This is a genomic window from Streptomyces sp. MGP-BFMKR1 (assembly GCF_057766585.1).
The window spans coordinates 6025787-6040192 of record NZ_CM173408.1; the positions used below are offsets into that span (position 1 = coordinate 6025787).

The window sequence follows — 14406 nt, forward strand, 5'->3', positions numbered from 1 at the left end:
TGGTGTGCCCGCCGTGTGGGGATGGGGCGACCAAAGCCTCGTACCGGACAGACGTTTCGAGCCGAATGGCGGAAGCTGGGCCGCGTCGCGGCCGGGGTGGTCATCGGCCGGAAGGCGTCGACGACGTGCGGTGGAGGGTGACGGGCTGGCCACCTGGCCGGCTGACGGGGGTGGGTAGGGGCGGCGAACTGGCCACCGGCGCGTGCCCGTGGCACCACCGTACGTGCCCGAGCGTGATCTCAGTCATACTCGCCGGATGTCACTCGGTGGCACCCTGCGGCTGCGACAACGGCGGCGTCGGGGTGGTACTCCCGCCTTTGCTCCGTCTTCTCCCTGGGCGTCAACTGCCAGCGCTGCGTGGGGAGTAGCGAGGTGCCCCGGACCGTGGCAGAGTCCAACGCGAGCGGGGCGGCGAGGGGGTCGCCGAGCGATCGGGCGTCGGTGGGTGACGCCGGCCAGCCCCACCCAGCACAGGCACCAGAACCACCGCACGACCGGTGTTCGCAGATGACCGGGACATGACCGGAATTCCGTACGGCTCTCTGACGGGGGGCCGCCTTGGCTCGGGGGAGTCCATGAGTGACGACCAACGCTTTCGCGTGGTGCTCAACGACGAGGAGCAGTACTCCGTTTGGCCCGTGGGCAGCGAGTTTCCGCCGGGCTGGCGCGCCGAGGGGTTCGAGGGCGCCAAGCAGGAGTGCCTGACGCACATCGACGGGGTGTGGACCGACATGCGGCCGGCCAGCCTGCGCCGCGCGACGCCCCGCGCCACCTGACCCCGGGCGCCGCCCCGTTCCGGGCCCGCCCCGTCACCCTCCGGCCGTCGTTCGTCACCGCGAGCGGCCGGGCCCGGTGCGGCGTCGGCCGCGTTGCGAGGGCCGACGCGCGCGTCCGCGAGGCTCAGCCACGGTGCGCACGCGTGGCGTCAACTCACCTGGTGCTGGGTTGAGTTGAGCCACGCTCCACATCCGACCGGTGCGTCGTGAAAGGCAGAGGTAGACAGTGAGCAACGCCACGATGCGACACCTGATTTCCACCAAGGACCTGACCGACGCGGACCTGCGCGCCCTGGTCGAGCGGGGCGCCGAGTTCTCCCGAGGCTGCGTCCGCTCCGGTGACCAACTGGCCGGCCTGGTCGCCGGCATCCACTTCCTGAAGACCTCCACCCGTACCCGTACGTCCTTCTCGTCCGCCGCTCTGCGGCTCGGCGCGCAGCTCGTCTCGTTCGGGCCCGACGACCTCCAGACCAATACCGGCGAGACGCTGGAGGACACCGCCGAGGTGCTCTCGCGGATGCTGGACCTGCTGGTGGTGCGGACCGCGGGCGACCCGGCCGAGCTGCGGGCCTTCGCCCGGCAGGACCGGATGGCGGTGGTCAACGCGATGACGGCCGACGAGCACCCCACGCAGGCCATCGCCGACCTGACCACGACGCTCACCCACTTCGGCCGCGTCGAGGGGCTGCGCGTGTGCTACGTGGGGGAGGGCAACAACTCGGCCGCCGCGCTCGCGCTGACGCTCAGCCGCTACCCGGACGTCCAGTTGGAGCTGCGGACGCCACCCGGCTACGGCCTGGACCCGGGGACGCTGCGCCGGGCCCAGCACAACGCGCGGGCCAGCGGCGCGCGCGTGAGCGAGACGCACTCCATGGCGAGCCCGCCGCAGGGCGTCGACGTCATCTACACCACCCGGTGGCAGACGACGGGCACCAGCAAGCCCGACCCGGGGTGGCGTGACGTTTTCGCGCCGTTCCAGGTGACGACCGCGCTCTGGGACCGCAGCCCGGACGCGGTCTTCCTGCACGACCTGCCGGCCCACCGTGGCGAAGACGTCACCGCCGAGGTGCTCGACGGCCCGCACAGCCTGGCCTTCGACCAGTCGGAGAACAAGATGTACGCGGCCATGGCCGTCCTCGAATGGTGCGTGGCGAAGCGGTGAGCCGCACTGTCGTTCGCTGACTGCCCGCTGAGGTGGCGGCGTGCGGGGCGCCCGCGTGGCGCCCCGCCGTCCGGACGGGGGACGCCCGGTGCTGACTGCTGCCCACGGACAGGCGTTTCAGAGCTGATCACATCGACGCGGGAGATTCGATTCCGGTGAATCCACTGCCCGCCACCGAGTCCGCAGCGGCTTGGGTGGCCTGGAACGACACGGTCCATACCGGGTTGGCGGCCACGCTTCCCCACCTGGTGGAGGCGCAGGCGCGGCGCACGCCCGACCATCCGGCGGTCGTCCACGACCGCACCACCCTCACCTACCGGGAGCTGAACGAGCGGGCCAACCGGCTGGCCCGGGTGCTGGTCACCCGTGGCGCCGGGCCCGAGGATCTGGTGGCCGTGGCGGTGCCCCGCTCGGAGCGGACGCTGCTGGCCTCGCTGGCCGTGGCCAAGGCGGGGGCGGCGTACGTCCCGGTGGACACCGGGTCCCCGGCCGCCCGGTTCGCCGCGCTGCTCGGCTCGGCGGCGCCGCTGCTGACGCTGACCACCGAGGCCGTCGAACCTCAACTACCGGCTGGCGCGCCGGTGTTGATGCTGGACGATCCGGAAACCGCCGAGTTGGTCGGGCGCCAGGACCCGGCCGACCTGACCGATGCCGACCGGCGCGGGCCGCTCGCGGTGGACAACGCCGCCTACGTCATCCACACCTCCGGGTCCACCGGCGCGCCCAAGGGCGTGGTGGTCACCCACGCCGGGCTGGCCAGCCTCGCCGTCGACCACATCGAACGGTTCGGGATCACCGAGGGCGACGGGGTGCTCCAGTTCGCCTCGTTCAGCTTCGACTGCTCCGTCGGCGACATGCTGATGGCCCGCCTGGTCGGCCTGCTCGACGCCGAACAGCCGCTGTACGGCCTCCAGGCCAGGGCCCTGACCCGGCCCGACCTCGCGCCCGCCAGCACCGCCGAGATGGCCGCCGACTACGCCGAGCAGATCCGCTCGGTCACCCCGCACGGCCCCTACCTGCTGCTCGGCTGGTCGTCCGGCGGCCGGATCGCCCACGAGGTGGCCACGCGCCTGCGCGCGAGCGGCGAACGGGTCGCGCTGCTCGCCCTGTTGGACGCCGAGCCCGCGCACCACCTGGCCGGGCCGGGCGGCCCGGACGGGAGGTACGAGCCCACCGGCTCGCCCCGGGCCCACGCGCCGGAGGCGCCACACCCGCCACGGGAGCCACAGGCGGCGCCGCCGAGTCCCCGCTCACCGGCCTGGAGGGCGCGACGCTGAACGCCCTGTACGCCACCTACCGCAACGAGGCGGGCATCGGCGCCGAGCCGCCCGCCCGGCCCTTCGACGGCGACGTGCTGTTCTTCACCGCGGGCCGCACCACGGGCCGGGAGGCCGCGACCGGCGCCACGCTGGCCGAGCTGTGGAAGCCGTACGTCACCGGCCGGATCCACGACCACGTCGTGGACTGCCAGCACCTGGAGATGACGGCCCCCGGGCCGCTGGCCGAGATCGCGGCCGTCCTGGAGAAGCACCTCACTACCGTGGAGTCAGCCGCGACCCGGCGTCCGTAGGAAGCCGGAGTCCGCCGCTGCGACCACCCGAGCGCGACCGGGGACGGGCGGGGCCCGCGAGGGCGCCCGCTCCCCGGGCGGACCAGCCCGCCCGCACCACCACCAGCCAGCCTCAGCCAACTCCCCAGCCGTCCCAGCCACTTCACCCCGCCCACACCCACTCCCACCCACCCCAGAAGGAAGAGTCGATGTCCCACTTCTTCGTCGTGCCCGGCGCGGCCGTCTCCACCGTCCTGGCCGGCGCGCACCAGGACGTCCTGCGCATCGTCGCCAACACCTACATCGCCCACGAACGGGGGCTCTCGGTCAACCCCGACAGCTACTTCTTGCGCTTCCCGGACAAGCCCAACGCGCGCGTCATCGCCCTGCCCTCCTACCTCGGCGGCGACGTGGACACCATCGGCATGAAGTGGATCGCGAGCTTCCCCGACAACATCAAGGAGGGCCTGCCACGCGCCTCGGCGACGCTGCTGCTCAACGACTACGCCACCGGCTACCCGCTGGCCTGCCTGGAGGCCGCGACCATCAGCGCCGTACGCACCGCGGCATCGGCCGCCGTCGCCGCCTCCCGCCTGGTCACCGCGGCCGAACCGGTACGGCTCGCGGTCGTCGGCGCCGGCGTCATCGCCCGCACCATCCTCGACTACCTGCACGCGGCCGGCGTGGCCGTGGCCGACGTGCTCGTCCACGACCTCGACCCCACCAGCGCCGGCCACCTGAGCGAGCACGCCACCACCCGCTTCGGCGTCCCGGTCACCATCGACACCCTGGACGACGCCCTCGACCGGGACCTGGTGGTCTTCGCCACCACCGCGGCCACCCCCTACGTCAGCGCGGACACCACCCTGCGCCCCAGCCAGGTGCTGCTGAACATCTCGCTGCGCGACATCGCCCCCGAGGTGCTGCTGCGCAGCAACAACGTGGTGGACGACGTCGACCACTGCCTCAAGGCGCAGACATCACCGCACCTGGCCGAACAGCTCACCGGGGGACGGGACTTCGTCACCGGCACGCTCGGCTCCCTGCTCCAGGGCAACGTCACCCTCGACCCCGCCAAGCCCACGGTCTTCTCCCCGTTCGGCCTCGGCATCCTCGACCTCGCCGTCGGCCACCACGTGCTGGGCGAGGCGCGCCGCCAGGGCATCGCCATCGAGATCCCGGACTTCATCGGCGAGACCAAGCGCTGGTAGGGCGCCACCGGCAGGAGGCACAGGGGTGACGACCTCCCCGCACGACATCGATGCGACGGCCCCCGGGCCGGACGCGGCGCCGCCCCCGCGCGCACCGCGCCCGGCCCCCTCCGCCGGCGCCGCGCCCCGGCGCGGGCGCCAGCCCGCACCCCAGGCGGCGTCGGCGGAGGCCGAGATCGAACAGTTGGCGTCCCTGACGCCGCTGGAGCCCGCCGCACTCGAGGTCTACGCGCACGCGAGCCGTACCACCAGCATCGGCCTGCCCGACCTCGTACGCCGCACCGGCCGTTCCGAGGACGAGCTGACCGGCTGCCTCCAGGCGCTGCTGCGGCTGCGCCTGCTGCGGCCGGCGCAGGCGCAGCCGGGTCGGCTGACGGCCGTCTCGCCGGACTACGCGGAGCTACACCTCGTCGAGCCCGCCGCGCGCCGGATCACCGAGCTCCAGGAGACGCTCGGCCACGTGCGCGGCGAGCTGGCCGCCCTCGCCGACCGCTACCAGGAGGGCGTCGCGCACCGGCTGCGCGGGCAGGGCACCGAGGCGGTCACCGGCGCCCTGCCGGTCCGCCGCCGCGTGGCCGAACTGCTCGCGCACGCCACGCGCGAGGTGCTCGCGGCCCAACCGGGCGCCGGTGGGCCGCAGGAGGCGCCGTGGGAGCCGCTGGAACTCGCCGAGCCGGTGCGCGCCTGCGGGCTGGGCCCGCAACCGCACGCGCGCCGGCTACCTCATCCACCAGTACGAGACGGAACACGGCACCCCCTTCGACCCACGCGCCGAACACGGCCCGGCGGGCCGGGAGCGGGCGGGTTAGCCCGCACGACCACCGGCCCGCCGCCACCCGCGTCGGCTCAGGTCGCACCGCCCCCACCCGGCGGCACCGGCGGCACCGGTGGCACCGCGGCCGTGGACCGGGTGACGGCCTCCGCGTGCTCGGCCGCCTTCCGCGGGTCGCTCGCCCACAGCCGGTAGAAGTCGAACGGGCACTCCGCCAGGCCGGCCGCGCCCTCGCCCGCCGCCTCGGTGCCGGTGTAGCCCCGGTGCACGAGCTTGAACAGGTGGTTCTGCGACTGGTCGTAGGTCCGCGCGTCCCGGATGGCCGACACCGAGAGCTGCGCGTACTGGATGCCGTACGGCTCCTCGCCGGTCTCGCCCAGCGTGCGGCCGTCGAACCCGATGATCGCGGAGTGCCCGAAGTACGCGTACACGCCGTCGAACCCGGCGGCGTTGGCCACCGCCACGTAGCAGTTGTTGGCCCACGCCATCGCCTTGGACATCAGCACCTGCTGCTCCTTGGCCGGATACATGTAGCCCTGGCAGCGCACGATGAGTTCGGCGCCCTTCATGGCGCAGTCCCGCCAGATCTCCGGGTAGTTGCCGTCGTCGCAGATGATCAGCGAGATCCTCAGGCCCTTCGGCCCGTCCGAGACGTAGGTGGACTCGCCCGGATACCAGGGCTCGACCGGACACCAGGGGAGGATCTTGCGGTACTTCTGCACGATCTCGCCCTGGTCGTTGATGAGCACCAGCGTGTTGTACGGCGGCTTGTGCGGATGCTCCTCGTGCCGCTCGCCCGCCAACGAGAACACGCCCCACACCCGCGCCTCGCGGCACGCGGCGGCGAAGACGTCGGTCTCGTCCCCCGGTACGGACGCCGCGGTGGCCAGCATCTCGGACCGGTCGTACATGATCCCCTGGGTGGAGTACTCGGGAAAGACCACCAGGTCCAGGCCGGGCAGCCCGCTCTTCACGCCCACCACCATGTCGGCGATCGCGCGGGCGTTCTCCCGCACCTCTTCCCTGGTGTGCAGGCGGGGCATCTTGTAGTTGACGACCGCGACGCCGACCGTGTCCGGGCTCGACGAGATGTCACCGTGCCGCATCGCTCGCTCCTCCTCGTCCTCGTGTGGTGCGGGAAGTCCTCGTGTGGTGCGGGAACCACGCCGGACGCCCCGACGCGGTCGCGGCGCGCGGGTCCCGCGCGCCGGACGGGGCCCGGAGGCGTCGTACGGCGCGTGCCGAGTGAGGCGGGGGGAGTTGGGGGACAGGGAGCGGCGAACAGGACGCTCGCGTTCCGCGGGACTTCCAGCAAAGCGCGGACCCGCCCCACCCGCTACCCCCGCGGCGCGATCGGCGGCATGGGCCGGGCGTCTGGGATGTGGGGGGTGAGGGCGGGGGGTGAGGGACGCCTGGTGTCGGTGGGGGTGGCGGGCGGTGGTGGAGGGGTCGGCTCAGCAGGCGTCCCAGCGCCAGGTGCCGTCCTCACGTGACCACGGTTGCGCCGTGCGCTCGAACTGCGGCACACCGACGCCGTAGCTCACCCTGGCCATGTCGCCGCTGATCTGGTCGACTTCGAAGGTCTTGATCGTGAGCGCCCCGTAGTCGTGTCGTGCCTGCTGCGCCATGGCCGTGAACTGGTCCTGCGGCATCTCGCTCTGGCACCGCTTGGAGAGCAGGCCGTGCCCCTTCGGGTCGCCGCCGAACAGGGCTTTGGTGTACGCCCGCACGCTGTGCTCCAGCGCGGCCTTCCCATCGTCGCCGTCGGCGTCGGCGGAGTCGGCCGTTCCGGTGGACTCGGGAGCGTCGCTGCGCTGGCCAGAGCCCGTCGGCTTGGCGCCGCTGTCGCTGTCGCCGCCACAGGCCGTGAGCGACAAGCCGAGCACCATGGTGGCGGCGACGGTGGCGGCGGTACGGATGTGCATGGGTCCCCCGAGGCGGATCACGTACGGACTGATGAGCGTGGGGGGACCGGCATCGTAACTGGTCAGCCGACGAGACCAGGACGGAAGCACAGTCCGCGCCGGCCCCCGCCCGCTCAGTCCACGATGATGCCCGGGTAGCAGTGGTCGTGCTGCCAGTCCGGGGCGATGGGGTACCCGCAGTGGCACAGCGGGGGCCTGGCGGGCTTGCCGTCGGCGCGGCGGCGTAGGGCCACCAGGAGGGGCTGCCGGCGCAGCCACTGGGCGGCGCTTTCCCCTGGGCCGCGGTCCAGGGTGTCGGGCGCGACGCGCAGGGTGCGTACGAGTAGGTCGTAGACGGCGTCGGCCTGGCTCAGGATGAACCGTTCGACGTTGCGGCAGTAGCGCGGCGTCATGGTGTCGAGCAGGTAGCGGTGGTCCTGGGCGTCCTGCCAGACCTCGTCCTGGCCGAGGAGCGTGACCCAGTGCTCCTCGGCGGTCCAGTTGCGGTGCGGCTCGGGCGGGATGCCCTGGAGCTTGTCCCGTACCTCCCGCTGGGCCTCGCGCGCGTCCCGTAGCGGGCTGGCGAAGTCGGCGTGGGCCGCCGCCAGGTGCTCGTAGTGGGTGATGGCCTCCGCCACCTCGTGCTCGGCCTGGTGCACGTCGAGCCCGGAGCGCACGCGGCCTCGCGCGCACTGCACGAGCAGCCGGGCCAGCCGGGCCCGGGCCGCGTGGTCGTCTGCCGCGCGCTCGCGGGCGATGCCCATCGCCTCGTCGGCCACGGCCAGTCCCTCGCGCCACCGCTCGCTGCGGAACAGGAAGCCGCGCAGGTCGTTCAGGACCCGGACCAGTTCGGGCTCGAAGGCGGCCGGGTTGGCGCGCGCCACGCGCCGGTAGATGTCGGCCGCCTCCCGGGCGGCGGCCAGCGCCCGGGGGCGGTCCCGCGCGCTCCAGTACATGACCCCCAGGTTGCTCAGTGCCAGTGCGAGGTCGCTCTCGTCCACCGTCACCGCCCGACCGAGCCCGGGCCCGCTCTCCGCGCCCCCGGCGTCCGTGTCCCGGGCGTCTGCTTTCCGGACATCCGCGCCCCGGGCGTCCTTGTCTCGGACGTCTGCCTTCCGGACGTCCGCGCCCCCGGCGTCCGGGTCCGCCTCGGCCGGTGGCCCCGCGTCCGCCGCCGGCGCCCCGCCGCCCGGTGTGACCAGGCGCCGGAACAGGGCGACGGCCCGCTCGGTGGCCTCCCGCGCCGCGTCCCACCGGCGGTGGCTCCACAGCAGCGAGCCCTGGTTGGCCAGGGCCATCGCGAGGCCCGGCTCGTACGCCACCGGGTTGGCGTCGACCAGTCGTCGGAAGATCTCGGTCGCCCGGTCCATCGCCCGCAGTGCTTCGCGGCCCCGCTGCTCGGTGAGGAGCCCCTGTCCGAGGTGGGACAGCGACACGGCGAGCCCCGGCTCGTGGGTCGCCGGGTCGCTCTGGGCCAGCCGGCGGTAGAGGTCCACGGCCTCCTGCGCCGCGACCCGGCTCCGGGTGCGGTCGCCCACCCGCCTGGCGTACTCACTGGCCTGCGCGAGCGCCGCCGCCAACTCCGTCTCCTGGTCGGTTCGCCGAAAGTCCGTGACCGCCCGCTCGGTCGCCGCGAGCGCCTCGTCCGGCTGGCCGGCCCGCCACAGCCGGAACCCGAGATCGAGGTGGAGCCGCGCCCGCTCCAGCGGAGTACGGCTGGCGGCCAGCCGCAGCGCGCTCAGCCGTTCGGCGAACGGCGCGATGCCCGCGTCCAGGTCGAGTTGGCCGAGTTCCGGCAGGTGACCGTCGATGGCCTCCAACAGGGCGCGGTCCAGGTCGAGTTCGGCCAGCGCGCTGAGCGCGGCGCCGCCGGCGTCCACGGCGAGCGCCGGGTCGGCGCGCAGCACGCCCGCGAGCCCGTCCGTCAGGTGCGGCCAGCGGTGCGGCGCCGCCGCCGAGGCGAGGAACGTCACCGCCCGGGCCGCGTACGCCGGCGGCTCGCCCCGCGCGTCGCGGGCCAGCAGCGCCCGGGCGGCCTCCGCGGCCCACGGCACGCTGCCGAACTCCGTGACCCCGTGCCCGGGGAAGCTCAGCGCCAGGAAGTCCTCGGCCAGCCGGTCGGGGTACAGCGGCTCCAGGACGGTGTCGCCCCCGGGCGAGGGGTAACAGGTGGCGTGGTCGGCGAGCAGCCGGTGCGGCTCGGCCACCTCCAGGCGGCGCAGCACGGCGGTGCCCGCCCCGTGCCCGGTGGCGCCGGTGAGCGCCGCGGCGAACACCGCCTGCCGCATCTCCTCGGTGGGCGTCGCGTACTCCAGGCCCTCCACCCGGTTCTCGTACAGCCGGTTCCAGTGCTCGCGCTCGCGACGCAGCAGGTACGCGGCGAGTTCGGGCAGCCCGCGCGGTACGCCGTCGCCGCGCGCGTGCGCGTCCACGGCCACCAGGGCGGCCATGTGCAGGGCCAGGGTGAGGCCGAACTCGGGCCGGTCCAGGTAGTCAGGCGGGGCGACGGCGTCCGGGTCGATCCGGTAGTAGGCGGCGAAGGAGTCGCGGGCCGTACGGAACATCTCCGCGCGCGCCCCCGGGCCCCGCGCGCCGTCGGCCCCACCCCCGCCCGCCGGCGCGCCGGCCCCCGCGTCGAGCGGGCCGAGCGGCAGGTCCGCCGTGTCGGCCCCCAGGTCCGCCCGCTCCACCGCCCCGCACAGCGCCGGCCACGCCGAAACGCCCCGGGCCAGCAACAACACCCGGGTGGGCACGTCGTGGTGCAGCAGTTGGTTGCTCAGCAGCAGGGTGAGGTGGGAGACCGGCCACCGGTCGGCGTAGTCCACGAGCAGCAGCACGCCGGCCGCCCCGGCCACGCTCAGGTCATCGCCGCCCACCCCGGCCACCACCGCGCCCGCCCCGTGCGTCGCGGTCACCACCCGCCAGTTCGCCGCCGCGCTCTCGGCGGCGAACTGGGCGGCCAGCCGGGACTTGCCCTGCCCGCCCGGACCGTGCAGCCAGGTCAGGGCGAGCCGGGCGTCCGTGCCGTCGCGCCATTCGGCCAGCTTCGCCAACTCCCGCTGCCGGCCGGTGAACGCGACGACCTCGTACCGCGCGTTGAGCAACCGGCTGGGTTGGGAGAGCGGGACCCGCTCGGGCGTTACCGCGCGCGAGCGGTACGGCGCGAGCACGTAGACGGGCCCGCGGTCCCGGTAGACGTGCAGGTCGGCGCCGATGGCGCCGTAGACATGCCCGCTGGTGACGTGGAAGACCTGCCGCGGCGGCAGGTCACGGCTCACCGGTGATCTCCGTCGCCCGTTCCGCCGGGGTCCCGTGGTGCACGATGACGTTGCCGTTGATGGTGTTGTACTGCTGGCTGTTGTCCCTGGCGTAGTTGTGCTGGCTGATGCGCGGCTCGGCCTGCGGAGTGGCCGCCCTGATCTCGTCGATGAGCGCCCGCAACTCCTGCTCGAGCTCCGGGTGGCGGCGCACCAACGTCTCCAACTCCTCGGCCCACAACACCAGCAACCGGTTCCGTACGCGCTCCGCGTCCTCGGCCCGCGCGACCCGCTCGGCGTCGCTGTCCAACTGGCGCTCGATGCCCGCGGCCTCCTCGTCGCTGCCGCGCCTGAACAGCCGCGTCACGCCGTCGCGGGCCACCTGCCAGCCGTCGGTGGCCATCGCCCCCACCACGGCGCCCCCGCCCGCCAGGACCAAGTCCTCCAACACCCCGACTCCCTCCGTCCGTATCCCACCCTGACGCCCGAAGGCGTCGTGCCGGTTCCACGGCACCGCCTGCGCGGCGGCGAGGTACGCTCCGCGCCCGGCTCCGGGGCGCGGTACGCCCCGTGTGGGGGCGCGGTACGCCTCGCGTGGGGGCGCGGTACGCCTCGCGAGGGGGCGCGCCGTGCCCCTGCCACCGTCTCATGTCGAAGTCGAACGGGACGCGCGGCGTGGGTGGCGGTGGGGAGGTGGGGGAGTGGGGCGGGAGCGCTCATGCCGGGTGGCTGGGATCCTCTGCTCGGTTCGCGCGCGGCCCGCGCCCACTCTCCTCCCGGCCCCGCGTCCGTCCCCCGGGCCCGGAGACCGTCCCCGGCCCGGGGCTCGTCGTCACCGCGTCTGTCCCGGGCCCCGCCTCACACCCCGCCGGCGGCCACCACGTACCGCTCGCGCACCTGTCGATAGCGCGCCAGCTCCGCCAACACCGCCTCCAGGACGCGTTCGCGCCCGCACTCCGCCACCCGCTCCCGCAACTGCCGCTCGGCCTCCTCGCCGTGCTGGCGGGCCGGGCCGCGCGCCGCCCACGCGCACAGGTGCGCCAGCGCCGGACCGGTGACCCAGCCGGCCACCAACAGCGCCGTCGGCACCCACCACGCCCCGCCGACCAGCCCCGCGATGGCGGCCACCAACCAGCACAGGCCACCCAGTTGGGCCACCAGACACGCCTTCTGGGCCAGCTCCGCTACGGCCCACCAGCGCGGCCGGCGCAATGGCGAACCACCCCGCCCCGGGGCGTTCACCGCGCGGTCGGCGACCTCCTCCACGACCTCGTCCAACGCCTCCGCCAGCCCCGTCGCCGCGCTCTGCGCCACCTCGCGCACGGCCCGGGCCCAGGGCCGGGGCAGCCCGGCCGCGGCATCGTCGGCCATGGCCCGTACGGCGTGCTCGACGGCGGGCCGCGCCACCGACGGAGCAGCCACCCGCTCCGCCCGTACGGGGGTGGCGGGCTCGCCGGGCGCGGGGGCGGCGTGCTGGGCCGGTACGGAGGTGGCGGGCTCGGCCGGTACGGGCGTGCCGGGCGCCGGCGCGGCCAGCCGGCCCCGGGGCACGGCGGCGGGGAACGCCTCGGGGCCAGCCGCCGGCGAACCGCTGCCCGAGGGGGCGGCGTCGGTGACCGGTCCGCGCTGGGTGGCCGCGAGGTCGCTCGGGCCGACCCAGAACTCGGGCCCGCCGCCTTCCGCCGCCGGGGGCCCGCCGCCTTCGGCTGTCGGGGAGGGGACACCCCCGGCCCCCACCAACTCCCCGGCCCCCGCGGCCTCACTCCCCGCGCGCCGCTCCCACGCCTCGCCTCGCCCCGCGGGCCACCGGTCCGCGTCCGGCGCGTTCGGTGCGCCCCGCGCGAGTGTCGGGTCCGGTGCGAGTGTCGGGTCCGGCGTGAACGTCGGGCCCGGCGCGAACGTCGCGTCCACCGAACCGGTGAAGCGTGCGAAACCCGCGAGGCCCGGTGCGACCATCGCGGCCACGGCACCGGCCGTGCCGGCCGACCCCGCCGCAACGCTGGCGTTGGTGCGGGTGTTGCTTCCTGTGCTGCTGCGAGTGTTGGCGCTGTTGGTGTCCCTGGTGTCCCTGGTGTCCCGGGTGTATCTGGTTTCTCGGGTGTCGGACGAGCGAGCCGTCGCGGACTCCACGGGCGCGGGGCGCTGGCGCGGGCCCGAGGCGCGCCGTTCGGCCAGCCGGGCCCAGGGCGTGCCGCAGGCGTGCGCCGCCGCGCGCAACCACGCGCGCTCGGCCGCCTGACCGAGCGCCACCACGCCCGCCGCGTCCGCGAGCCCGTCCTCGAACTCCTCACAGGCCCGTTCGCTCAGCCCGGCGTGGTGCTCGGCCAGGTAGGCGGGGCGCAGCCGCAGGGTGGCCCCGTCGACGTCCGCGGTCAGCCGCCGCTCGGCCGCCGCGCAGTCGACCGCGAACCGCCCCAGCGTCTCCCGCAGCTCACCCACGCCCTCGCCGGTCAGCGCCGACAGAGCCAGCACCGTCGCGCCGGGCTCGCCGTGTTCGCCGAGCGCGACCCCGTCCTCGTCGAGCAGCCGCCGCAGATCGTCCACCACCTGCCCGGCGGCGTTCCCCGGCAGCCGGTCGACCTGGTTGAGCGCGACGACCATCACCTCGGCGTACCCGGCCAGCGGGCGCAGATAGCGCTCGTGCAACACCGCGTCGGCGTACTTCTCCGGATCGACCACCCACACGATCACGTCCACGAGCCCCAGCAGCCGCTCCACCCTCGCCCGGTGCCCCACGCTGACCGAGTCGTGGTCGGGAAGGTCGATGAGGACGAGCCCGGCGAACGCGGGGTCGTACGGCCGGGCCGGGCGGTGGCGGTCGGCGACCAGGACGCCGAGCCGGTCGAGCAGCCCCTCGGCGTCCTCGCTCCACGAGCAGGCCAGCGGCGCGCAGGTGGTCGGCCGCTGCGTGCCGGCCGCCGCGAGCGGCGCCCCGACCAGCGCGTTGAACAGTGTGGACTTCCCGCTGCCGGTCGAGCCGGCGAGGGCGACGACGGTGTGGCCGTGCGAGTAGCGGTCCCGGGCCGCCGCCTGGTCGAGTACCTTCTCGGCCTCGGCGAGCGTCCGCCCGTCCACCCGGCTACGGGACAGCGCGACCACCTCGCGCAGCGCCGCCAGCCGGTTCCGCAACGCCGCCGCCCCCAGGGTGCCGCTCGCCACGCCGTACCCCAGCGCCCCCCGCCGGTACCCGCCCCCGCCCCCGTACGCCGACGAGGCCCCGCCCCCCATGCCGTACGCCGACGAGTACCCGTCTCTTCCGTGGCCCGGGAGGCTCACGGCGCGGGCGAGGGCGTACGCGTCAGCGTCGGCGCCCTCCCCGAGCGCCCCGTCGGCTACCGGCCCCTCGCCGGCACTCCCCGCGCCCCCGCGCACGGAAGCACCGTCCGCGACAGCGGCACCCCCACCCGCCCCCAGGTCCTGGCCCACTTCCGAGCCACCAGCATCCCCCGAGTTGACGGCGTCCGTCCTTCCAGCGGCTTCCACCCTGTCCGTAGGTGCCCCGGCATCCTCCGAGCCCGCTGCCGCGTCCCCCGAGCACGCCGGGCCCGCCGCGCTCCCCGGCCCCTCGCCGTCGCCCGCGCCCTCCGAACCCCCGCCGCCGTCGCCGTCGAGCGCGGCCGGCGCCTCCTTTACCTCCGTCTCCACGGGCTTCGGGGCCCGACGCGCGATCAACCCGTCGTCCCAGGAATGCCGTGACGAGACCGCCGGAGCCCCGCCCGGAACGCTCAACTCCGGCGCACCGGACACCGACTCCGCCGGCCCCCCGGCCGCCCCA

At 74.9% G+C, this 14406-nt stretch carries 10 protein-coding genes; 5 read left to right on the top strand and 5 right to left on the bottom strand.

Going from position 1 to position 14406, the window contains the following annotated elements:
• The first annotated feature begins 575 nt into the window (after positions 1-575).
• The 5 genes from AC3CHW_RS23940 (at position 576) to sbnB (ending at position 4698) form a co-directional block, all read left to right on the top strand.
• The gene (locus AC3CHW_RS23940; RefSeq protein ID WP_488467830.1) at positions 576-776 is read left to right on the top strand and encodes an MbtH family protein; all 201 of its coding nucleotides are present in this window, start codon (positions 576-578) and stop codon (positions 774-776) included.
• A 241-nt stretch (positions 777-1017) separates the two neighbouring features.
• Complete coding sequence (locus AC3CHW_RS23945; protein ID WP_488467831.1) at positions 1018-1938, top strand: ornithine carbamoyltransferase; 921 nt, start codon at positions 1018-1020, stop codon at positions 1936-1938.
• Between the two features lie 155 nt (positions 1939-2093).
• Entirely contained in the window at positions 2094-3215 is a 1122-nt protein-coding gene (locus AC3CHW_RS23950) for an AMP-binding protein (RefSeq protein WP_488467832.1), read from the top strand.
• 74 nt (positions 3216-3289) lie between these two features.
• Positions 3290-3508: a hypothetical protein gene (locus AC3CHW_RS23955; protein WP_488467833.1), complete on the top strand. Its 219-nt coding sequence runs from the start codon at positions 3290-3292 to the stop codon at positions 3506-3508.
• Between the two features lie 188 nt (positions 3509-3696).
• On the top strand, positions 3697-4698 hold the full coding sequence (gene sbnB, locus AC3CHW_RS23960) for a 2,3-diaminopropionate biosynthesis protein SbnB (RefSeq protein ID WP_488467834.1): 1002 nt from the start codon (positions 3697-3699) through the stop codon (positions 4696-4698).
• 846 nt (positions 4699-5544) lie between these two features.
• On the opposite strand, the gene AC3CHW_RS23965 is transcribed toward sbnB, so the two are convergent.
• From AC3CHW_RS23965 to AC3CHW_RS23985, 5 genes are all read right to left on the bottom strand, one after another.
• Positions 5545-6576, bottom strand: a complete 1032-nt coding sequence (locus tag AC3CHW_RS23965; RefSeq protein WP_488467835.1) for an aliphatic amidase — start codon at positions 6574-6576, stop codon at positions 5545-5547.
• A 348-nt stretch (positions 6577-6924) separates the two neighbouring features.
• Positions 6925-7395 (bottom strand): hypothetical protein, encoded by a 471-nt coding sequence (locus AC3CHW_RS23970; RefSeq protein ID WP_488467836.1) that lies wholly within the window; start codon positions 7393-7395, stop codon positions 6925-6927.
• A gap of 113 nt (positions 7396-7508) precedes the next feature.
• Positions 7509-10652: a tetratricopeptide repeat protein gene (locus tag AC3CHW_RS23975; protein ID WP_488467837.1), complete on the bottom strand. Its 3144-nt coding sequence runs from the start codon at positions 10650-10652 to the stop codon at positions 7509-7511.
• Positions 10642-11082: a DarP family protein gene (locus tag AC3CHW_RS23980; RefSeq protein WP_398607308.1), complete on the bottom strand. Its 441-nt coding sequence runs from the start codon at positions 11080-11082 to the stop codon at positions 10642-10644. The genes AC3CHW_RS23975 and AC3CHW_RS23980 overlap by 11 nt, the downstream gene beginning before the upstream one ends.
• A gap of 407 nt (positions 11083-11489) precedes the next feature.
• Positions 11490-13859, bottom strand: a complete 2370-nt coding sequence (locus AC3CHW_RS23985; protein ID WP_488471151.1) for a GTPase — start codon at positions 13857-13859, stop codon at positions 11490-11492.
• Positions 13860-14406: the final 547 nt, after the last annotated feature.